The sequence below is a fragment of the Comamonas humi genome, assembly GCF_054782535.1.
Genome location: NZ_BAAGSH010000005.1, coordinates 346503 through 368398, shown reverse-complemented (window position 1 = coordinate 368398; position 21896 = coordinate 346503). Strand labels below are relative to the sequence as shown.

Genomic DNA, 21896 nt, shown 5'->3' with positions numbered 1-21896 from the left:
CCCGGTCAGGCGACACACTGACAATGTAAAGCACCTGATGCCGGCCGAATCTGGTACGAATGGGTAAATTTCTACCCCGGCATGTGCACCGGCTTTACACCGCTGTTGCCCAGGTAACCAAATGATCGGCGTTCAGGCGAGGCGGCCCACGAACAGCACCGCGAAGAAAGCCAGGGCCGCAATGATGGTCCATTTGGCCAGCAGCAGCGCCCAGGTGCGGTAACGCACTTGCCCGGTCCCCAGGTAGAAGACGAAGCTCAGCGCCGCCATCAGGATCAGCAGCGCGACCAGCCAGCGGAAGATCAGCATCGTGCGGAGGAAAGGCGCTTACCAGGCCAGCGAGGGCTGCGCAAAACCCTGCGGCGCCTGGCGCTCGTGTTCGAAGGTGACCAGCTCCCAGGCGTCCTGCTGTTCCATCAGCGCGCGCAGCAGCAGGTTGTTCAGGCCATGGCCCGAGCGGAAGGCGCTGTAGGCCGCGAGCAGCGGATGGCCGACGATGTACAGATCGCCCATCGCGTCGAGGATCTTGTGCTTGACGAACTCGTCGTCGTAGCGCAGGCCGTCGCTGTTGAGCACCTTGTAGTCGTCCATGACGATGGCGTTGTCCAGGCCCCCGCCCAGCGCCAGGCCGTTGGCGCGCAGCATTTCCACGTCCTTGGTGAAGCCGAAGGTGCGGGCGCGTGCGATGTCGCGCGTGTAGTTGCCGGTGCCCAGGTCGAACTCGTAAACCTGGCCGGTCGAGTCGACGGCCGGGTGCGAGAAGTCGATCTCAAAGCGCAGCTTGAAGCCATGGTAGGGATCGAGGCGCGCCCACTTCAGGTTGTCGCCCTCGCCCTGGCGGACCTCCACCGGCTTGAGCACTTTCAGGAAGCGCTTGGGCGCGTTCTGCAGCGCGATGCCGGCGCTTTGCAGCAGGAACACGAACGAGGCCGACGAGCCGTCGAGGATGGGGATTTCTTCGGCGGTGACATCGATGTAGAGGTTGTCCAGCCCCAGGCCCGCGCAGGCCGACATCACGTGCTCGACCGTGTGGATGCGGGCATCGCCGCTGCCCAGCGTGGACGCCATGCGCGTATCGACCACCGCGGCGGCCGACACCGGCATGTCCACCGGCTCGGGCAGGTCGACGCGCCGGAAGACGATGCCCGTGTCCGGCTGCGCGGGACGCAGCGTGAGTTCCACGCGCTGGCCGCTGTGCAGCCCGACGCCGACGGCGTGGGTCAAGGTCTTGATCGTGCGTTGCTGGAGCATAGCCATGTATTTTACCCGGGGCGCTGCCGGCGAGCGGCTGAATATTTCAATCATCGCCATAGATAAAACAACGCGCTGCTCCCCCTCAGGTTAACAGCGCGTTGTCAACGAAGTGTTGCGGAATGTGGCCCTTGCGCAGGGCCGCATCCGCCGCTCCATCAGTCTGCCTGCTTGCGCAGGAAGGCCGGGATCTCCAGGTCGTCCATGCCGCCGGAGGACATGGCGTCCACGCGGGCGGCGGCGCTGTTGCGGCCGGTGCGCCACACCTTGGGCACGCTCATGTTGGAGTAGTCCGCGTTCTGCACGCTGGTACCGCCCGTGGCCAGGCCGGGCTGCACGCCCAGGCCGCCAACGGTATTGGTCACCGGCTGGGCCGCGAAGGGCATGTCGTCGGTGCCGGTGCGCAGACCCAGGCTGCCCTGGATCACCGAGATCGGCTGGCGCTTGGCCTGCGGACGGGACAGGCCAGTGGCCACCACGGTCACGCGGATTTCCTCGCCCAGCGACTCGTCGTAGGCGGCGCCGTAGATCACGTGCGCGTCGGGCGAGGCGTAGGCGTTGATGGTGCTCATGGCCTGGCGCGACTCGGACAGCTTCAGGCTGTCCTTGGCGGCCGTCACCAGCACCAGCACGCCCTTGGCGCCCGACAGGTCGATGCCCTCCAGCAGCGGGCAGGCCACGGCCTGCTCGGCGGCGATGCGGGCGCGGTCGGGACCGCTGGCGGTGGCCGTGCCCATCATGGCCTTGCCGGGCTCGCTCATCACGGTGCGCACGTCGGCGAAGTCGACGTTCACATGGCCGTACTCGTTGATGATCTCGGCAATGCCGCCGACGGCGTTCTTCAGCACGTCGTTGGCATGGGCGAAGGCCTGGTCCTGGGTGATGTCATCGCCCAGCACGTCCAGCAGCTTCTCGTTCAGCACCACGATCAGCGAGTCCACATTGGCTTCGAGCTCGGACAGGCCGCCTTCGGCATTGTTCATGCGGCGGCTGCCTTCCCACTCGAAGGGCTTGGTCACCACACCGACGGTGAGGATGCCCATTTCCTTGGCCACGCGGGCGATCACCGGCGCTGCGCCGGTGCCGGTGCCGCCGCCCATGCCGGCGGTGATGAAGAGCATGTGCGAGCCGACGATGGAGGAGCGGATTTCCTCGATGGCCGACTCGGCAGCCTCACGGCCGTTGTCGGGCTTGCTGCCCGCGCCCAGGCCGCTCTCGCCGAGCTGGATCACGCGGTGCGCGTGGCTGCGCTGCAGCGCCTGCGCATCAGTGTTGGCGGAGATGAACTCCACCCCTTGCACGCTGCGGGAGATCATGTGCTCCACCGCATTGCCGCCGCCCCCGCCAACGCCGATCACCTTGATCTGGGTGCCTTGGTTGAACTGGTTGTCTTCGTACATTTCGATGGTCATTTGGCTGCTCCTGTCGCTCTCGCGTGAATAGGGTTCGATGAATATGGCTGGATGTCTGCGGACGTTGTTGATAAACCTGGACATCGCGGCGGCCCGGTGGAACGCCACTGGTCACAGATGCGGTGCGGTGGTGGGCTGCTCTTGGCCAGCCAGAGAGGGTAGCTGTGCATGGTCAGAAGTTCCCCACGATGAAGTCTTTCAAACGCCCGAACGCGGATTTCATCGATCCGCTCTTCTGGGCCACCTTGTAGCCGCGCATCCGTGCCACGCGGGCCTCCTCCAGCAAACCCATCACCGTGGCGGCGCGCGGCTGCGCCACCATCTCGGCGAGGGTGCCCGAGTACTTGGGAATGCCGCGGCGCACGGGCTTGAGGAAGATGTCCTCCCCCAGCTCGACCATGCCAGGCATCACCGCACTGCCGCCGGTCAGCACGATGCCCGACGACAACACCTCTTCGTAACCCGATTCGCGGATGACCTGCTGCACCAGCGAAAAGATCTCTTCCACGCGCGGCTCGATCACGCCGGCCAGCGCCTGCTTGGACAGCAGGCGCGGCCCGCGGTCGCCCAGGCCCGGCACGTCGACCTGGCTGTCCGGGTCGGCCAGCAGTTGCTTGGCGCAGCCGCTGTCGACCTTGATGTCCTCGGCGTCCTTGGTGGGCGTGCGCAGCGCCATCGCGATGTCGCTGGTGATCAGGTCGCCGGCGATCGGGATCACCGCCGTGTGGCGGATCGCACCGCCGGTGAAGATGGACACGTCGGTCGTGCCCGCGCCGATGTCGACCACCGCCACGCCCAGCTCGCGCTCGTCGTCGGTCAGCACGGCCTGGCTGGAGGCCAGCGGGTTCAGCAGCAGCTGCTCCACCTCGAGGCCGCAGCGGCGCACGCACTTGATGATGTTCTCGGCGGCGCTCTGCGCACCGGTCACGATGTGGATCTTGGACTCCAGGCGCAGGCCGCTCATGCCGATGGGCTCGCGCACGTCCTGGCCGTCGATGGCGAATTCCTGCGGCTCGACCAGCAGCAGGCGCTGGTCGGAGGGGATGTTGATCGCCTTGGCCGTGTCCAGCACGCGGGCCACGTCGGCCGCCGAGACCTCCTTGTCCTTCACCGCCACCATGCCGCTCGAATTGATGCCGCGGATGTGGCTGCCGGTGATGCCGGTGTACACGCGCTGGATCTTGCAGTCGGCCATCAGCTCGGCCTCCTTCAGCGCCTGCTGGATGCTCTGCACCGTGGCATCGATGTTCACCACCACACCGCGCTTGAGCCCGTTGCTCGGCGCCACGCCCAGGCCGGCGAGCTTGAGCTCGCCATTGCCCTGCACCTCGGCCACGACCGCCATGACCTTGGCCGTGCCGATGTCGAGGCCCACCACTACATCTTTGTAATCTCGTGCCATCGTCAGTTGCCCTCGCTCTGTCGGTGATTGGTGTGGTACATGGTTGCGGTCTCTCTTACTTTTTGGGTGCGGGTTTGGCGGGCGCCGCCGAGCCGGTGGTCACGCCCTGCATGCGCACGGCATAGCCGCTGGTATGGCGCAGGTCGGCCGACTCCAGCGCCGACACGCCGCGCCGGTAGCTGCTGGTGACCTGCGGCAGCGACTCCACGAACTTGCTCGTGCGCAGCCGGATGTCGGCCTGCGTGCCCTGCCCTAACTCGATGGTCGCGCCGCTGTGCAGCGTGGCGCGCCAGCTGCCGCTGTCGGACTCGCGCAGCGCCACGAGCGTGTTGTTCAGCTTGGCGAATTCCGGCGACAGCAGGCGGTACATGGTCAGCACCTCGATGGAGCGGCCCTCCGGCCCCTGCAGGTTCGGCAACTGCTGCAGATCCGGGTCTGCCGAATCGCCCTCGAAGATCTGGCCGTCGCTGTTGAGCAGCCGCGCCTCGCCGGCGCTGCCCCAGATCGCGGCGGCGTCCTGCTCCTGCAGCACCACCGACAGCGTGTTCGGGAACTCGCGCTTGACCCGCGCCTCGCGCACCCACGGCGCCTGCTCGAAGGCCTTCTTGGTGGCGGCCAGGTCCATGGTGAAGAAGTTGCCCTTGAGCACCGGCATCACATTGGCCTGCAGCGACACGGCGTTGTTGTGCTCCAGCTCGCCCTGCACGATGATGCGCGCGATGCCCAGGGCAGGCAGATTGGCGACCCAGCGCACACCAGCGGCCAGCACCAGGGCCGCGCAGCCGAGGAACAGTGCCGAAGCCAGCACGTTCATCAGCTTCACGTCCAGGGGCATAGGCATGGTCTGCTCCATGTCGTCTTACTCCTTGGCGGTGCCCTGCCAGGCGTCGAGGCTGGCCATGGACAGGATGCGCACGCACAGCGCCTCGTAGGACAGGCCGGTGGCGCGTGCGGCCATCGGCACCAGCGAGTGCCCGGTCATGCCGGGCGAGGTGTTGATCTCCAGCAGGAAGGGCTTCTGGTCGCCGGCCCGCACCATCACGTCGGCGCGCGCCCAGCCACGGCAGCCCAGCGTGCGGAACGCGGCCTCCGACAGCTCGCGGATCTGCTGCTCCAGCGCCTCGGGCAGGCCGCTCGGGCAGTGGTACTGGGTAGTGTCGGTGTAGTACTTGTTCTGGAAGTCGTAGTTGCCGTTCTCGGCCTCGATGCGGATGACCGGCAGCGCCTGGCTGCCCAGCACCGCGCAGGTGGTCTCGATGCCGTCGATGAACTGCTCGCACAGCACCTCGGGGTCGTAGCGCGATGCGAGCCGGTAGGCCTGTTCGCATTCTTCGGCCGTGGTGACTTTGGTCAGGCCGATGGTCGAGCCCTCGCGCGCCGGCTTGACGATCATCGGCGCGCCCAGCGCCGCCAGCGCGTCGCGGGTGTCCTGCGCGCTTTGCGCCATGCGCCATTCGGGCGTGGACAGGCCCTCGAAGCGCCAGATGCGCTTGGTCATGATCTTGTCCATCGCGATGCTCGACGCCATCACGCCCGGGCCGGTGTACGGGATGCCCAGCAGCTCCAGCGCGCCCTGCACCGTGCCGTCCTCGCCATGGCGGCCGTGCAGCGCGATGAAGCAGCGCGCAAAGCCCTGCTCGCGCAGCTGGCCCAGGTCCTGTTGCGACGGGTCGAACGGGTGCGCGTCCACGCCCTGCGAGCGCAGCGCCTGCAGCACGCCGTTGCCGGACATCAGCGAGACTTCGCGCTCGGCAGAACTGCCGCCCAGCAGCACCGCCACCTTGCCAAAGTCGCGCACATCGATTTTTTGATTCATTTCACTCATACCGCGCGCCCCTCTTGCGCAACACGCTCTTTATTCAATAGCAATTCAACCAGCTGGCCAGCCACCTGGCCGATCGAGCCCGCGCCCATGCACAGCACTACGTCTCCGTCCTTGGCGATGCCGGCCAGCGCCTGGGGCAGCTCGGCCACCAGCTCGACGAACACCGGCTCCACCTGGCCGCCCACGCGCAAGGCGCGGGTGAGCGCGCGGCCGTCGGCGGCGACGATGGGTGCCTCGCCCGCGGCATAGACCTCGGTGAGCACGGCCACGTCGGCCGAGCCGATGACCTTGACGAAATCCTCGAAGCAGTCGCGGGTGCGGGTGTAGCGGTGCGGCTGGAAGGCCAGCAGCAGCCGGCGCCCCGGGAAGGCGCCGCGCGCGGCGGCGATGGTCGCCGCCATCTCCACCGGGTGGTGGCCGTAGTCGTCGATCACGGTGCAGCTGCCGCCGTCGCTGGTGGGCGCCTCGCCATAACGCTGGAAGCGCCGTCCCACGCCGGTGAAGCCCTGCAGCGCGCGCTGCAATGCGGCGTCATCGATGCCCAGTTCCATCGCGATGGCGATGGCCGACAGCGCGTTGAGCACGTTGTGCTCGCCCGGCAGGTTCAACACCACCGGCAGGTCGGACTGGCCGCTGCGCTGAACGGTGAAGTGCATCTGCCCCGCCTGCGCCCGCACATCGACGGCGCGCACCTGCGCGGCCTCGTGCAGGCCGTAGGTGGTGACGCCGCAGGCCACGCGGTCGACGATCTCGGCGACCGCCGGGCTGTCCACGCACAGCACCGCACGGCCGTAGAACGGCATGCGGTTGAGGAAGTCGACGAACGCCGTCTGCAGCCGGCCGAAGTCGTGGCCGTAGGTCTCCATATGGTCGGCGTCGATGTTGGTGACCACGGCCATCACCGGCAGCAGGTTCAGGAACGAGGCGTCAGACTCGTCCGCCTCGACCACGATGTACTCGCCCTGCCCCAGGCGCGCATTGGCGCCGGCGCTGTTGAGCTTGCCGCCGATCACGAAGGTCGGGTCCAGCCCGGCCTCGGCCAGCACGCTGGTCACCAGGCTGGTGGTGGTGGTCTTGCCGTGCGTGCCTGCAATGGCGATGCCCTGGCGCAGGCGCATCAGCTCGGCCAGCATCAGCGCGCGCGGCACCACCGGGATGTGCTTGGCGCGCGCGGCCAGCACCTCGGGGTTGTCGGCCTGCACGGCGGTGGACGTGACCACGGCCTGCGCGTCGGCAATGTGGGCGCCGTCATGCCCGACGAACGTGCGGATGCCCATGCCCTGCAGGCGCTGCAGTGTGGCGCTGTCGGCCAGGTCGGAGCCCGAGATCGCAAAGCCCAGGTTGTGCAGCACCTCGGCAATGCCGCTCATGCCGGCACCGCCGATGCCCACGAAGTGGATGCGCTGGATGGCGTGCTTCATCGTGCCACCTCCTCGCAGGCGTCGGCCACCCGTTGGGCGGCGTCCAGTTTTTGCATCTTTTTGGCCTTTTGGGCACAGTCCATAAGCGCTACACGCTCCATATTCGATAGCATCTCGGCGAGCTTCTGCGCCGACAGGTCCGCTTGCTGCACCAGCCAGCCCGCGCCGGCATCGACCAGGAAACGGGCATTGGAGGTCTGGTGGTCATCCACCGCGGACGGGAACGGCACGAACACCGCGGCCGCGCCCACGGCGGCCAGCTCGGTCACCGTGCTGGCGCCCGCGCGGCAGACGATCACGTCGGCGTCGGCATAGGCCTGGGCCGCATCGTCGATGAAGGGGGTGAGCTGCGCCTGCACGCCGGCCTCGGCGTAGTTGCGCGTCAGCTCGTCGATCTGCTTGGCGCCGCTCTGGTGCGTGACCTGGGGCCGCACGCCCTCGGGCAGCAGCGCCAGCGCCTGCGGCACCACGGTGTTGAGCGCCTTCGCGCCCAGGCTGCCGCCCACGACCAGCAGCTTCAACGGACCGCTGCGGCCGGCAAAGCGCTCGGCGGGCGCGGCCTGCCGCGTGAACTCCGCGCGCAGCGGGTTGCCCACCCATTCGGCGCCGGCCAGTGCCTTCGGAAACGCCGTGAACACCCGGCGCGCCCAGCGCGCCAGCAGCTTGTTGGCCATGCCGGCCACCGAGTTCTGCTCGTGCAGCACCAGCGGCGTGCCTTCGATGCGCGCCATCAGGCCGCCCGGCACGGTGATGTAGCCGCCCAGGCCCACGACCACGTCGGGCCGCACGCGGCGGATGGCCGCACGCGCCTGGCGCAGCGCCTTGAACAGGCGGGCCGGCAGGCCCAGCAGCGATGCAAATCCCTTGCCGCGTACGCCAGAGAATTCCACCGGCTCGAAAGCGAAGCCCTGCGGTGGCACGAGGCGTTCCTCCATGCTGCCGGGCGCGCCCAGCCAGTGCACGCGCCAGCCGCGCTGGCGCAGCTCGTGCGCGACGGCCAGGCCCGGGAAGATATGCCCGCCGGTGCCGCCCGCCATGATGAGTGCCGTCTTGCCGGTCATACCCGCGGCCCTCCCAGCGCCTTGTTCTCGCAATCGATGCGCAGCACGATCGCGATCGCCACCAGGTTCATCAGCACGGCCGAGCCGCCGAAGCTCATCAGCGGCAGCGTCAGCCCCTTGGTGGGCAAGGCGCCCAGGTTCACGCCCACGTTGATGAAGGTCTGGAAGCCCATCCAGATCGCCACGCCCTGGGCCACCAGGCCCGAGAACAGCCGGTCTAGCCGGATGGCATGGCGGCCGATCTCGACGATGCGGCGGATCAGGAAGAAGAACATGCCCAGCAGCACCGCGATGCCGACCAGGCCCAGCTCTTCGCCGATCACGGCCAGCAGGAAGTCGGTGTGGGCCTCGGGCAGCCAGTGCAGCTTCTCGACGCTGCCGCCCAGGCCCACGCCGAAGATCTCGCCGCGGCCGATGGCGATCAGCGAATGCGACAGCTGGTAGCCCTTGCCCAGCGCATGCTGCTCGCTCCAGGGATCGAGGTAGGCGAAGATGCGCTCGCGGCGCCACTCCGAGGTCATCACGATCATCGCGAAAGCCGCCACCAGCACCGCGGCGATGATGAAGAACATGCGGGCATTCACGCCGCCGAGGAACAGGATGCCCATGGCGATCACCGCGATCACCATGAAGGCACCCATGTCGGGCTCGGCCAGCAGCAGCGCGCCGACCACACCCACGGCCAGGCCCATGGGCAGCACGGCGCGGAAGAACCGCTCCTTGACCTCCATCTTGCGAACCATGTAGTCGCAGGCGTACATCAGCACCGCCAGCTTGGCCAGCTCGGACGGCTGGAAGTTCATGATGCCCAGCGACAGCCAGCGGCGCGCGCCGTTCACCACCGTGCCCACGTGCGGCACCAGCACCGCGATCAGCAGCACGATGGAAGCGATGAACATCCACGGCGCCCAGCGCTCCCACACCGCCATCGGCACCTGGAAGGCCAGCACCGCCGCCACCGTACCCAGCAGCAGGCTGAGCATGTGGCGCTGGAAGAAGTAGTAGTGCGAGATGTTGCCGAAGCGCGGGTTGTCCGACATCGCGATCGATGCCGAGAACACCATCACCGCGCCCCAGCACAGGATACCCACCACCAGCCAGATCAGCGTCTGGTCGGCACCGAAGATGTTCGCCGTGTTGGCCGGGCCCTGGCGGTACTCGTTGCCACCGACGCGCACCGGCAGGATGTCCACCGGCTTTTCGCCGCCGGACTTGAACCAGCCGAAGATGCCGGCGCGCTGGGTCGAACTCATGACAGCACCTCCAGGCTCTGGCCCTTGTCGGCCGCCAGCTCGGCCACCGCGGCGCAGAACACCTCGGCACGGTGCGCATAGTTGCGGAACATGTCCATGCTGGCGCAGGCCGGCGACATCAGCACCGCGTCGCCCGCATGGGCCTTCTGGCTGGCGAGCTGCACGGCCTCTTCCATCGAGGCGGCCTGCAGCTGCGGCACCGCCACGTCGTGCAGGGCCTCGGCGATCTGCGGCGCATCGCGCCCGATCAGCACCACGGCCCGCGCGTAGCGGGCCACGGGCGCGGCCAGCGACGTGAAGTCCTGGCCCTTGCCGTCGCCGCCCAGAATCACCACCAGGCGGCGGTCGGGGCCCAGGCCCTCGAGCGCGGCCACGGTGGCGCCCACGTTCGTGCCCTTGCTGTCGTCGAAGTACTCGACATCGGCCACCACGCCGATGGGCTCGACGCGGTGCGGCTCGCCGCGGTATTCGCGCAGGCCGTAGAGCATGGGTGCCAGCGCGCAGCCCGCGGCGCCGGCCAGCGCCAGCGCGGCCAGCGCATTCAGCGCGTTGTGGCGGCCGCGGATGCGCAGTGCATCGGCGGGCATCAGGCGCTGCACGAAGACATCGTCCGGCACGGCGCCAGGACGACGGCGCTCGCCGTCGTCATCCTGGGCCCGCACCAGCCAGGTCATGCCGCCCACCGCTTCCAGGCCGTAGTCGCCAGGCTGCGTGGGCATGCCCGCACCGAAGGTGACATGGGCCCGCTGCTGCGGGCGCTGCAGCTTGACGCGCACCGGCGGCGGCAGCATGGCCATCACCTCGGCATCGTCGCGGTTGAGCACCATCAGGCCTTCGCGGCCGAAGATCTTGGCCTTGGCCTGCGCATAAGCCTGCATGGAGCCATGCCAGTCCAGGTGGTCCTGCGTGATGTTCAGCACCACGGCGGCCGCGGGTTCGAAGCTGCTCGCGGCATCCAGTTGGAAGCTCGACAGCTCCAGCACCCAGACCTCGGGCAGCGTGCCGGCATCCAGGCGCTCGGCCAGCGTGTCGAGCAGGGTCGGGCCGATGTTGCCGGCCACGGCCACGGTCTTGTCGGCGCGCTCCACGAGCAGGCCGGTCAGCGAGGTGACCGTCGTCTTGCCGTTGGTGCCGGTGACGGCCAGCACCTTGGGCTGGTACTCGCGGGAAGCGGCCAACTCGGCCAGTGCCTGGGAAAACAGGTCCAATTCGCCAAAAACCCTTATCCCACCTGCGCTAGCAGCTTGCAAAACAGGAGCAATCGTGACCGGACTCAGGCCGGGCGAGCGGTAGACGGCCGCCATGGCGACTTCGTTGCGCCACAGCAATTGTGCGCTGAAGGCGCCGGGCACGAACACGGCATCGGGGCAATCAGCCTGCAGGCGGGCCAGTTGCGGCGGTGCCTCGCGCGTGTCGGCCACGATGACCTGGGCCCCCTGCCGCGCGCACCAGCGCGCCATCGCCAGGCCGGAATCACCGAGGCCCAGGATCAGTACGGGTTGCTTGTGCATGGTGTTCATCGCAGCTTCAGCGTGGAGAGGCCGATGAGGCACAGCAGCATGGTGATGATCCAGAAGCGCACGACGACCTGCGTTTCCTTCCATCCGCTCTTTTCGAAGTGGTGGTGCAGCGGCGCCATCTTCAGCAGGCGCCGGCCCTCGCCGTAGCGCTTCTTGGTGTACTTGAACCAGACCACCTGCACCATCACCGAGATGGCCTCGGCCACGAAGATGCCGCCCATGATGGCCAGCACGATCTCCTGGCGCACGATGACGGCGATGGTGCCCAACGCGCCGCCCAGCGCCAGCGCGCCCACGTCGCCCATGAAGACCTGCGCCGGATGGGTGTTGAACCACAGGAACGCCAGGCCCGCGCCGGCCATGGCCGAGCAGAAGATCATCAGCTCGCCCGCGCCGCCGATGTGCGGGAACAGCAGGTACTTGGAGAAGGTGACACTGCCGCTCACATAGGCAAACACGCCCAGCACCGAGCCCACCATCACCACCGGCATGATGGCCAGGCCGTCCAGGCCGTCGGTCAGGTTGACCGCGTTGCTGGTGCCCACGATCACCAGGTAGGTCAGGATCACGAAGCCCAGCACGCCCAGCGGGTAGCTCACCTCCTTGAAGAAGGGCACCAACAGGCCGGCCTTGGGCGGCAGGTCCAGCGCGAAGCCCGACTTGACCCACGAGACGAACAGGTCCCAGACCTCGGCATTGGTGTTCTCGGAAATGCAGAACACCAGGTACAGCGCGGCCCCCAGGCCGATCACCGACTGCCAGAAATACTTTTCGCGCGAGCGCATGCCTTCCGGGTCCTTGCGCACCACCTTGCGCCAGTCGTCCACCCAGCCGATGGCGCCCATGCCCAGCGTCACCGCCAGCACCACCCAGACGAAACGGTTCGACGGGTCGGCCCACAGCAGCGTGGCGATGGCGATCGACAGCAGGATCAGCACGCCGCCCATGGTCGGCGTGCCGCTCTTGGACAGATGCGTCTGCATGCCGTAGCCGCGGATCGGCTGGCCGATCTTGAGCGCGGACAGGGTGCGGATCACGCGCGGGCCGGCCACCAGGCCGATCACCAGCGCCGTCAGCGCCCCCATCACCGCCCGGAAGGTGAGGTACTGGAACACGCGCAGAAAGCCCAGCTCGGGCGTCAATCCCTGCAGCCATTGGGCGAGCCACATCAGCATGCCGCGCCCTCCACCTTGGCTGCCAGCACGCTCTGCACCACCCGCTCCATCTTCATGAACCTCGACCCCTTCACCAACACGCTGCCCACCTGCGGCAACGCTTCCAATACCGCCGCCTGCAGCGGCTCCATAGATTCGAAAACCCGCGCGCCTTCACCGAACGCCGCTGCCGCATGGCGCGACAGCTCACCCATGGCAAACACCGCCGGCACGCCCTTGTCGCGCGCATAACGCCCCGCCTCGGCATGGAACTGCGGCCCCTGGTCGCCGACCTCGCCCATGTCGCCCAGCACCAGCAGCTGCGGGCCGGGCAGCTCGGACAGCACGTCGATGGCTGCCTGCATAGAGTCCGGGTTGGCGTTGTAGCTGTCGTCCACCACGGTGATGGTGCGGCCGCCCACCGACACGCTGAGCGCACGCGAGCGCCCCTGCACCGGCACGAACTGCGACAGCCCCTGGGCCACGGAGGCCAGCGGCACACCAGCTGCCAGCGCACAGGCCGCAGCCGCGGCCGCATTGCGCAGGTTGTGCCGGCCGGCGATATGCAGGCGGATGCTGGCCACGCCCTGAGGCGTGCGCAGTTCCAGCTGCCAGGCATCGCCCAGCCATTCGGCCCGCCGGCACTGCACATCGGCGGCATCACTGTCGCCAAACGTGCAGGTGCGGCGCCCGGCGGCCATGCCCTGCCACAGCGCCGTATAGGCATCGCCTGCGGGGAAGACCGCCACGCCGTCGGCGGGCAGCGATTCGATCACCGAGCCGTTCTCGCGTGCCACGGCTTCCACCGTGTGCATGAATTCCTGGTGCTCGCGCTGCGCGTTGTTGACCAGCGCCACCGTGGGCTGGGCCATGCGTGCCAGCACGGCGATCTCACCGGGATGGTTCATGCCCAGTTCCACCACGGCCAGACGGTGCTTGCTCGCAAGGCGCAGCAGCGTCAGCGGCACACCGATCTCGTTGTTCAGATTGCCTTGCGTGGCCAGGGCTGCCTCGCCCGCCTCGGCACGCAGGATCGCGGCGATCATCTGCGTCACCGTGGTCTTGCCGTTGCTGCCGGTGACGGCAATCAGCGGTAGGCTCCACTGCGCGCGCCAGCCGGTGGCCAGCGCACCCAGGGCCTTCAGCGCATCGGGCGCCACGATGCCCGGCAGGCCAGCGGCCGCCGTGTCCACCTCGGCCAGCGAGGCGGATGCGCCAGCCGTCCTGGCCTCGGCCAGGAAGCGGTTGCCGTCGAAGCGTTCGCCGCGCAATGCGACGAACAGGTCGCCAGCCGCCAGCGTGCGCGTGTCGCTGTGTACCCGTGCCAGCGGCGTGGCGCCTTCGCCCACGAGGCGGGCTTCGGGGATGCGGGGCTGGATGAAGCCCAGCGCCTGCTGCAGCGTCATCATCGTCATGCGGGGTTCTTTCTGCGTTGCAGCGCGGCCTGCGCCTGCGCCATGTCGAGAAACGGGTGACGGGCACCGCGGATCTCCTGGTAGTCCTCATGCCCCTTGCCGGCCAGCAGGATCACGTCGTCCGGCTGCGCCTGCCCGATCGCCTCGGCGATCGCCAGGGCCCGGTCGGGCTGTGTGTGCCACGCATCACCGGCCGACATGCCGGCCTCGATCTGCGCAATGATGGCCAGCGGCTCTTCGTGCCGTGGGTTGTCACTGGTGACGATCACGCGGTCGGCCAGGCGCTGGGCGATGCCACCCATCAGCGGCCGCTTGCCCGCATCGCGGTTGCCGCCGCAGCCAAACACGCACCACAGTTGGCCGCCACGCTGCTCGGCCATGGGGCGCAGCGCGGCCAGCGCCTTTTCCAGCGCGTCCGGCGTATGCGAATAGTCGATGGCGACGAGCGGCGCACCGGGCGCCGTCACCTGCTCCATGCGGCCCGGCACTGGCGCCAGCGCCTGGCAGGCGGCCACAGCGTCTTGCAAGCCGACACCCAGTGCACGCAGCGAAGCAATCACCTGCAGCAGGTTGCCCACGTTGTACTGGCCGATCACCTGGCTACGCAGTTCCACACGCTGTGCGCCTTCCTGCACCTCGAAGGCCAGGCCCTGCTCCGCCATGCGGATGCCATGGGCCGTGAGGCGTGCCTCGGCACCCGCCGCCGACGTGGTCCACAGATCCAGCGCCGACGCGGACAGCTCGGCCGCCAGCTCCACGCCCTTGGCGTCGTCCAGGTGGATGACCGCGCTTTGCAGCCCCGGCCATGCGAACAACGCACGCTTGGCCTGCCAGTAGGCTTCCATCGAGCCGTGGTAGTCCAGGTGGTCTTGCGTGAAATTGGTGAACACCGCGACGCGGATCTGCGTACCGTCCAGCCGGTGCTCCTCGATGCCGATGGAGGAGGCCTCCATCACGCAGGCGCCCAGCCCCTGGTCGGCAAAATGCCGCAGCTCCTGCTGCAGCAACACCGGATCGGGCGTGGTCATGCCGGTACTCACCAGCTGGTCGGGCGGAACGCCCACGCCCAGCGTGCCCACCAATGCACTGCCGCGATGCGCCAGCACGCCGCGCTCCACCAGGTGGCCGATGGCCTGGGCCAGCCACCAGCTGGTGCTGGTCTTGCCATTGGTGCCGGTGATGGCGATCACGTCGAGCTGCCGGCTCGGGTGCGCAAACCACTGCGCGGCGATAGGGCCGCTCGCGGCCTTCAACGCAGGCAGGGCCACCACGGGCAGGCCTTCCCACGCAAATGGCTCGGCGCCCTCGCGCTCGACCACGCAGGCCACGGCGCCGCGGGCCACGGCATCGGCCACGAAGGCCCGGCCGTCGCTGACGCCGCCGGGCCAGGCAATGAAGGCGTCACCCGGCTGTACCTGCCGGCTGTCGGTGCGCAGTGTGCCGGTAGTCGGCACGCGCGCGCGCAGCCAGTCCACCACCTGGTCGACCGACTGCAATGTGAAAAGGGTGGAAGCCACGCTCATAGCGGCTCCTCCACGGTCGTGGCTACGATCTGCGGCTTGACCGCCATGTCGGGCTGCACACCGAGGATGCGCAGCGTCTGCTGCACGACCTCGCTGAACACCGGGCCGGCCACCGTGCCGCCGTAGTAGCTACCGGCCGTCGGCTCGTCGATCATCACCGCCACAATCACGCGCGGATTCTCGATCGGCGCCATGCCGGTGAACCACGAACGGTACTTGCCTGCGGCATAGCCGCGGCCCGCCTGCTTGCGCGCCGTGCCCGACTTGCCGCCGACCGAGTAGCCCACGGTCTGGGCCTTCTGGCCGGTGCCGCCAGGGCCTGCGGCCAGCCACAGCATGTGGCGCACCTTCTCGGCGGTCTTCTGCGAGAAGACCTGCGTGCCCACCGGGGCCTCGGTGCTCTTGAGCATGGTGGCGGGAATCACCTTGCCGTCGTTCGAGAACACCGTGTACGAGCGCGCCATCTGGAACAGCGAGGCCGACAGGCCGTAGCCATACGAGATCGTGGCCTGCTCCACCGGCTTCCAGCTCTTCCAGGGGCGCAGGCGGCCGCTGGCTGCGCCGGGGAAGGCGATCTGGGGCTTCTGCCCGTAGCCCAGCGCCGAATGCACCGTCCACATCTCCTGCGGCGACATGCGCTGCGCCACCTTGAGGGCGCCGATGTTGCTGGACTTCTGGATCACGCCGTCCACCGTGAGCGCGCCGTAGTTGTGCGTGTCGGAGATCGTGAAGCCGCCGATGTTGTACTTGCCCGGCGAGGTATCAATCACCGTGTCGTTGCGCACGCGGCCCAGCTCCAGCGCGGAACCGATGGTGATGGGCTTCATGGTCGAGCCGGGCTCGAAGGTGTCAGTGATGGCGCGGTTGCGCAGTTGCTCGCCCGTCAGGTGCAGGCGGTTGTTGGGGTTGTAGCTGGGGTAGTTGGCCAGGGCCAGCACCTCGCCGGTGTGGGCGTCGATGACCACCACGCTGCCGGCCTTGGCCTTGAAGGCCGCCACCTGGTCGCGCAGCTTCTGGTAGGCGAAGAACTGCACCTTGCTGTCGATGGACAGCTGGATGTCCTTGCCGTCGGCCGGCGGCACCTCGACCCCGACGCCTTCCACCACGCGACCCAGGCGGTCCTTGATCACGCGGCGCGAACCCGGCTTGCCGGCCAGGTCCTTGTCGAACGCCAGCTCCATGCCTTCCTGGCCATGGTCTTCCACGTTGGTGAAGCCCACCACGTGCGCCGCCGGCTCGCCCTCGGGATACTGGCGCTTGTATTCCTTGCGCAGGTAGACGCCCTTCACGTCGAGCGCCTTGATCTTCTGCCCCACATCCCAGTCGAGCTGGCGCTTGACCCAGACGAAGGTCTTGTCCTCGTCGTCCAGCTTGGCACTAAGCGCCTGGTAGGGCATGCCCATCAGCTTGGCCATCTCCTTGAGCTTGGCCTGCACCGCCGGGTCGTCCGTCTCCACATCCTCGGGAATGGCCCAGATGCTGGCCGCAGGAACGCTGGAGGCCAGGATGAGCCCGTTGCGGTCGAGGATCTTGCCGCGGTTGGCGGGCAGCTCCAGCGTGCGCGCGAAGCGCACCGCGCCCTGCCGCTGGAAGAAGTCGTTGTCGATCACCTGCACGTAGGCGGCCCGGGCCACCAGCCCGAAGAAACCCAGCGCCAGCGCCATCATGAAGAAACGGCTGCGCCACAGCGGCGTCTTGCTGGCCAGCAGCGGGCTGGAGGAATAGCGCAGGTCGCGGCTCATCGTGCACCTCCGGCCGTGCCCACGGGCTCCGGCACATAGAGCGTGACCGCCGGCGTGGCCGATTGCATGCCCAGCTTGTCGCGCGCCATCTGCTCCAGCCGCAGCGGCGTCGCCTGGGCGCGCTTTTCGACCTGCAGGCGCTGGTGGTCCGTCTCGAGCTGGCGCGACTCGGCCACCGCACGGTCCATCTCGGTGAACAGCTTGCGCGAGTCGTACTGCGACTGGATCAGCGCCATCGCGCTCAGGATCAGCAGCAGCAGCAAGAGGATGTTCAGGCGCAGCAGCATGCTCGCACCTCCGTATCCAAGGTCATGGCAGCGGCGGCGTTCATGCCGGCGTCTCCGTACGCTCGGCCACCCGCATCACCGCGCTGCGGGCGCGGGGGTTGGCCTTCACCTCCTGCTCGCCGGGGCGCACGCGCGCCAGCGCATTCAGCAGCATGGGCTTGGGCGGCGCGAAAGGCGCGCGGCGGTCGTAGACCTCCTTGGAGTGCTGCGCGATGAACTGCTTGACGATGCGGTCCTCCAGCGAGTGGAAGCTGATGACCACCAGGCGCCCGCCGGGCGCCAGCACGCGCAGGCTGGCCTTCAGCGCCTGCTGGAGTTCTTCAAGCTCGGCGTTGATGAAAATCCGAAAAGCCTGAAATGTGCGCGTGGCGGGGTGCTGACCCGCCTCTCGTGTCTTGACCGTGCCAGCCACGAGCTCGGCCAGATCGGCGGTGGTCGCCATTGGAGATCCCGCCTCGCGCCGAGCAACAATCGCCTTTGCAATGGGCCCAGCAAACCGCTCTTCACCGAAGTCACGAATCACCTCCGCTATCTGCTGAACATCCGCATCCTGCAGCCACTCGGCGACACTGAGGCCGTTCGAGGTATCCATGCGCATGTCCAGCGGGCCGTCGAACCGGAAACTGAAGCCGCGTGCCGGGCTGTCGATCTGCGGCGAACTCACGCCCAGGTCCAGCAGGATGCCGGACACACTGCCCGGTTCCAGCTCGCCCAGGTGCTGGAAGCCCTGGTGGCGGATGCTGAACCGGGCATCGGCGATCTGCGCGGCCGCGGCGATCGCCTCCTCGTCCTTGTCGAATGCCACCAGGCGGCCGCCTGCGGGCAGGCCTGCCAGGATGGCGCGCGAATGGCCACCGCGGCCGAAGGTACCGTCCACCAGCAGCGCATCGGGCCGCACGGAGGGCAACGCCAGGGCCTCCACGGCCTCCCGGAGCAAGACGGTGGTGTGTTCGTATGTCGTTACTTGCACGGCCGCCTCAGAATGCAAAGTCTTTCAATGCCTCAGGCGTCTCCTGCTGGAGTGCCTCGGCTTCTTTTTCCTCGTAGGTGGCCTTGTCCCACAGCTCGAAGTGGCTGCCCATGCCCATGAGCATCGCGTCCTTCGTGATATGGGCTGCGGCCCGCAGCTCGGGCGAGACCAGGATGCGTCCGGTGGCATCCATTTCCACGTCCATGGCGTTGCCCAGGAAGAGGCGCTTGTGCCACTGGGCACTGATGGGAAGTTGCGCGACCCGGGCGCTGAACACCGTCCACTCGTCGCGCGGGAAGACCATCAGGCAGCCATGCGGATGGCGGGTGATCGTCAACTGGCCGCCGTTCTTGAGCAGCACGTCACGGTGCCGGGTCGGTATGGATAACCGACCCTTCGCATCGAGGCTGATCGAAGATGCTCCCTGGAACACGAAGCGGGCCTTTGAGGTGTTGGTTGACGGTGGGTGGGAAGTGCACTTTTTCCCACAAAAGTGCACTTTTTCCCACTGTATCAGGAAATACCTAGCCAACCAAGCTGCACCACAATCTTTTGCAATGAAATCAACGACTTACCGGCAGGTTTCGATGGATTTTTTGAACCAAAAATTCATTACCCGATAAGCACTTAGGAGACTCTATGGATGCGACTTCTTAGATTGAATATGCTACGTGCCGCGGCCAACAAGATACATTCAGTTGCACTCACCTCAACGACCCATACCAGCACCGCAGAATAAGTAAGCGCCTGCCAACTAGTTGGCAGGCGCTTACTTCGCAACCGTCGATTTTAGGGGCGAAACCAGGGCGTCCCGCCCGGAATCGCCGGCTTTTGCGTCACAAGATATAGCGCGACAGGTCCTCGTTCTGGCTCAGCGTCTGCAGGCGGGAGTCGACGTAGGCGGCATCGACCAGCACGGTCTGGCCGCCCAGCTTCGCGGCGTCGAAGCTGACCTCCTCCAGCAGCCGCTCCATCACCGTGGCGAGGCGCCGGGCGCCGATGTTCTCGGTGCGCTCGTTCACGTCGAAGGCGATCTGCGCCAGGCGCGTGATGCCATCGGCGCGGAAGTCGAGCGCCACGCCCTCGGTCGCCAACAGGGCCTGGTACTGCTTGACCAGCGAGGCATGGGTCTGCGTCAGGATGGCCTCGAAGTCGTTCACCGACAGCGACTCCAGCTCCACGCGGATCGGGAAGCGCCCCTGCAGCTCGGGGATCAGGTCGCTGGGCCGGGACAGGTGGAAAGCGCCTGAGGCGATGAACAGGATGTGGTCGGTCTTGACCATGCCGTACTTGGTGGAGACGGTGGTGCCCTCCACCAGCGGCAGCAGGTCACGCTGCACACCCTGGCGCGACACGTCGGCGCCGCTCGTTTCCTGCCGCGCGGCCACCTTGTCGATCTCGTCGATGAAGACGATGCCGTTCTGCTCGGCATTCTCGATCGCGCGCTGCTTGATCTCTTCCTCGTTGACCAGCTTGGCCGCCTCTTCGTCGGCGATCAGCTGCAGCGCCTCGGCGATGCGGATCTTGCGCGTGCGGCGCTTGTCCTGCCCCATCTGGCTGAACATGCCGCGCAGTTGCTCGGCCATGTCCTCCATGCCCTGCGGGCCCATGATCTCGATGTTGGGCCGCGGCTCGGCCAGGTCGATCTCGATTTCCTTGTCGTCGAGCTGGCCCTCGCGCAGCTTCTTGCGGAAGACCTGGCGCGCCGTGCTGTCGGCCGCCACCTCGCCGGTGCGGGCCTGCGGGATGAGCACGTCGAGGATGCGCTCCTCGGCCGCATCCTCGGCGCGGGCGCGCACCTTCTTCATGTCCGAGGCGCGGGTCTGCTTGACGGCGATCTCGGCCAGGTCGCGGATGATGGCATCCACGTCCTTGCCCACGTAGCCCACCTCGGTGAACTTGGTGGCCTCGACCTTGATGAACGGCGCATCGGCCAGCCGGGCCAGGCGGCGGGCGATCTCGGTCTTGCCCACGCCGGTGGGGCCGATCATCAGGATGTTCTTCGGCGTGATCTCCGCGCGCAGCCCCTCGGCCACCTGCTGGCGGCGCCAGCGGTTGCGCAGCGCAATGGACACGGCCCGCTTGGCCTTGGCCTGCCCGACGATGTGGTTGTCGAGTTCGGAAACGATTTCCTGAGGGGTCATGGAAGACATGGGGAAGATTTATATAAAAAGTGCCTCTAGCGCTTATCCATCAAGCGCTAGCAGCTATTAATATAGAAGCATCAAAGTCACAGGACTTCGATGGTGTGGTGCATGTTGGTGTAGATGCACAGCTCGCCGGCAATGGCCAGCGACTTGCGCACCACGTCTTCCGCCGACAGCTCGGTGTTGTTCAGCAGCGCCTTGGCGGCCGAATGTGCGTAGGCGCCGCCCGAGCCAATGGCCACGATGCCCTGCTCGGGCTCCAGCACATCGCCATTGCCGGTGATGATGAGCGAGGCGCTGTGGTCGGCCACGGCCAGCATGGCCTCCAGCCGGCGCAGCACGCGGTCGGTGCGCCAGTCCTTGGTCAGCTCGATGGCAGCGCGCGTCAGGTGGCCCTGGTGCTTGTCGAGCTTGGCCTCGAAGCGCTCGAACAGCGTGAAGGCGTCGGCCGTGGCGCCGGCAAAGCCGGCCAGCACCTTGCCCTGGTAGAGCTTGCGCACCTTGCGCGCCGTGCCCTTGACGACGATGTTGCCGAGCGTGACCTGCCCGTCGCCGCCGATCGCGACCTGGATGCCTTGCGGCGTTTCGCGCCGCACGCTGAGAATGGTGGTGCCGTGGTACTGTTCCATAGTATCCCGGCACTTGGGGATCGAAGCCCTGATTGCAAGACCCCGAAAGGTATCCAGCCGAGACTTCGGGGGCTCAGCCGCCCGTATAGGCCGTCGTCACCGGGGCCTGCTGGCGGTAGGCCGGCGCCTGGCGCGGCGCAGGCGCGGGCTGCGGTGCGGCACCCGCCAGGCTCAGCTTCTGGCCGTTCAGCCGCACCGGGCTGCCCACGGCCACCGGCTCGCCGCGGTCCACGGTGCGCAGGCGGCCGTCATCCATGCGCACGGCGATGCGGTAGCTGGTGGTGGTGTGCATGCGCTTTTCGACCTGGTGGCCCACATAGCCGCCGCCGACTGCGCCGGCCACCGTGGCCAGCGTACGGCCCGAGCCCTTGCCGACCTGGTTGCCCAGCACCCCGCCCAGCACGCCGCCGGCCACCATGCCCACGCCCGAAGGCTGCGCGGCATGCTGCACCGGCGTCACCGACTCGACGACACCGCAGGTCTTGCACGCCGCCACCGGCGGCGGCGCCATGGGCTGCTCGACCGGCTGGGCCGCCGGCATCATGGCCGGCGCCTGCATGGCTTGGGATGGGGGCTGGGTTTGCCCAGCCATGGCGCCCTGCTGCGGCGCCCAGGCCTGCGGGGCCATGGCATTGCCGACTGCGCCGCCCGAGGCCAGTGCCTGCGGCTGGGCCTGCAATTGCTCTGCGGGCAGCGGTGCGGCCGCCGCGATTCCCGGCGAGGAGCGGCCCCAGGCCATCAGGCCAATCAGGCACAGCAGGGCGACTACCAGCGCGCCGATGGCGGCCCACAGGACGTTCTCGCGCGAGGGTTTGCCAATGGCGGAAGCAGCAGAGGGAGCAGACATGGAGTTCATGGCATTCGTTGTCAGGGCCGCCATTGTG

At 67.7% G+C, this 21896-nt stretch carries 20 protein-coding genes; all 20 read right to left on the bottom strand.

The window, feature by feature from the left end; genetic code table 11:
• Positions 1-132: 132 nt before the first annotated feature.
• The 20 genes from ACYVKR_RS06010 to ACYVKR_RS05915 all read right to left on the bottom strand — a co-directional run bounded on the left by ACYVKR_RS06010 (position 133) and on the right by ACYVKR_RS05915 (position 21859).
• Positions 133-309 (bottom strand): hypothetical protein, encoded by a 177-nt coding sequence (locus ACYVKR_RS06010; RefSeq protein ID WP_460479892.1) that lies wholly within the window; start codon positions 307-309, stop codon positions 133-135.
• Between the two features lie 18 nt (positions 310-327).
• Entirely contained in the window at positions 328-1251 is a 924-nt protein-coding gene (gene lpxC / locus ACYVKR_RS06005) for a UDP-3-O-acyl-N-acetylglucosamine deacetylase (RefSeq protein ID WP_460479891.1), read from the bottom strand.
• 158 nt (positions 1252-1409) lie between these two features.
• Positions 1410-2663: a cell division protein FtsZ gene (ftsZ, locus tag ACYVKR_RS06000; protein WP_460479890.1), complete on the bottom strand. Its 1254-nt coding sequence runs from the start codon at positions 2661-2663 to the stop codon at positions 1410-1412.
• Between the two features lie 172 nt (positions 2664-2835).
• Positions 2836-4065 (bottom strand): cell division protein FtsA, encoded by a 1230-nt coding sequence (ftsA, locus tag ACYVKR_RS05995; RefSeq protein WP_460479889.1) that lies wholly within the window; start codon positions 4063-4065, stop codon positions 2836-2838.
• Between the two features lie 55 nt (positions 4066-4120).
• On the bottom strand, positions 4121-4906 hold the full coding sequence (locus ACYVKR_RS05990) for a cell division protein FtsQ/DivIB (RefSeq protein WP_460479888.1): 786 nt from the start codon (positions 4904-4906) through the stop codon (positions 4121-4123).
• An 18-nt stretch (positions 4907-4924) separates the two neighbouring features.
• Complete coding sequence (locus ACYVKR_RS05985; protein WP_460479887.1) at positions 4925-5890, bottom strand: D-alanine--D-alanine ligase; 966 nt, start codon at positions 5888-5890, stop codon at positions 4925-4927.
• Positions 5887-7311: a UDP-N-acetylmuramate--L-alanine ligase gene (murC, locus tag ACYVKR_RS05980; protein ID WP_460479886.1), complete on the bottom strand. Its 1425-nt coding sequence runs from the start codon at positions 7309-7311 to the stop codon at positions 5887-5889. The genes ACYVKR_RS05985 and murC overlap by 4 nt, the downstream gene beginning before the upstream one ends.
• Positions 7308-8372, bottom strand: a complete 1065-nt coding sequence (gene murG, locus ACYVKR_RS05975; protein ID WP_460479885.1) for a UDP-N-acetylglucosamine--N-acetylmuramyl-(pentapeptide) pyrophosphoryl-undecaprenol N-acetylglucosamine transferase — start codon at positions 8370-8372, stop codon at positions 7308-7310. Before murG ends, murC begins: the two co-directional genes overlap by 4 nt.
• Positions 8369-9625, bottom strand: coding sequence for a peptidoglycan glycosyltransferase FtsW (ftsW, locus tag ACYVKR_RS05970; protein ID WP_460479884.1), 1257 nt, complete (start codon positions 9623-9625; stop codon positions 8369-8371). The genes murG and ftsW overlap by 4 nt, the downstream gene beginning before the upstream one ends.
• Positions 9622-11136, bottom strand: a complete 1515-nt coding sequence (gene murD / locus ACYVKR_RS05965; protein ID WP_460479883.1) for a UDP-N-acetylmuramoyl-L-alanine--D-glutamate ligase — start codon at positions 11134-11136, stop codon at positions 9622-9624. Before murD ends, ftsW begins: the two co-directional genes overlap by 4 nt.
• A gap of 5 nt (positions 11137-11141) precedes the next feature.
• Entirely contained in the window at positions 11142-12320 is a 1179-nt protein-coding gene (gene mraY, locus ACYVKR_RS05960) for an MraY family glycosyltransferase (protein ID WP_460479882.1), read from the bottom strand.
• Positions 12314-13708: a UDP-N-acetylmuramoyl-tripeptide--D-alanyl-D-alanine ligase gene (locus tag ACYVKR_RS05955; RefSeq protein ID WP_460480079.1), complete on the bottom strand. Its 1395-nt coding sequence runs from the start codon at positions 13706-13708 to the stop codon at positions 12314-12316. The genes mraY and ACYVKR_RS05955 overlap by 7 nt, the downstream gene beginning before the upstream one ends.
• A 2-nt stretch (positions 13709-13710) precedes the next feature.
• Entirely contained in the window at positions 13711-15237 is a 1527-nt protein-coding gene (locus ACYVKR_RS05950) for a Mur ligase family protein (RefSeq protein WP_460479881.1), read from the bottom strand.
• Positions 15234-16979, bottom strand: coding sequence for a peptidoglycan D,D-transpeptidase FtsI family protein (locus ACYVKR_RS05945; protein WP_460479880.1), 1746 nt, complete (start codon positions 16977-16979; stop codon positions 15234-15236). The genes ACYVKR_RS05950 and ACYVKR_RS05945 overlap by 4 nt, the downstream gene beginning before the upstream one ends.
• Entirely contained in the window at positions 16976-17263 is a 288-nt protein-coding gene (gene ftsL / locus ACYVKR_RS05940) for a cell division protein FtsL (RefSeq protein WP_460480078.1), read from the bottom strand. Before ftsL ends, ACYVKR_RS05945 begins: the two co-directional genes overlap by 4 nt.
• 43 nt (positions 17264-17306) lie before the next feature.
• Positions 17307-18236 (bottom strand): 16S rRNA (cytosine(1402)-N(4))-methyltransferase RsmH, encoded by a 930-nt coding sequence (rsmH, locus tag ACYVKR_RS05935; protein ID WP_460479879.1) that lies wholly within the window; start codon positions 18234-18236, stop codon positions 17307-17309.
• 7 nt (positions 18237-18243) lie between these two features.
• On the bottom strand, positions 18244-18669 hold the full coding sequence (gene mraZ / locus ACYVKR_RS05930) for a division/cell wall cluster transcriptional repressor MraZ (protein WP_460479878.1): 426 nt from the start codon (positions 18667-18669) through the stop codon (positions 18244-18246).
• A gap of 403 nt (positions 18670-19072) precedes the next feature.
• Positions 19073-20389: an ATP-dependent protease ATPase subunit HslU gene (gene hslU, locus ACYVKR_RS05925; RefSeq protein WP_460479877.1), complete on the bottom strand. Its 1317-nt coding sequence runs from the start codon at positions 20387-20389 to the stop codon at positions 19073-19075.
• A 77-nt stretch (positions 20390-20466) separates the two neighbouring features.
• On the bottom strand, positions 20467-21012 hold the full coding sequence (gene hslV / locus ACYVKR_RS05920; RefSeq protein ID WP_460479876.1) for an ATP-dependent protease subunit HslV: 546 nt from the start codon (positions 21010-21012) through the stop codon (positions 20467-20469).
• 73 nt (positions 21013-21085) lie between these two features.
• A complete protein-coding gene (locus ACYVKR_RS05915; protein WP_460479875.1) occupies positions 21086-21859 on the bottom strand; it encodes a glycine zipper 2TM domain-containing protein in 774 nt (257 codons plus the stop codon).
• Positions 21860-21896: the final 37 nt, after the last annotated feature.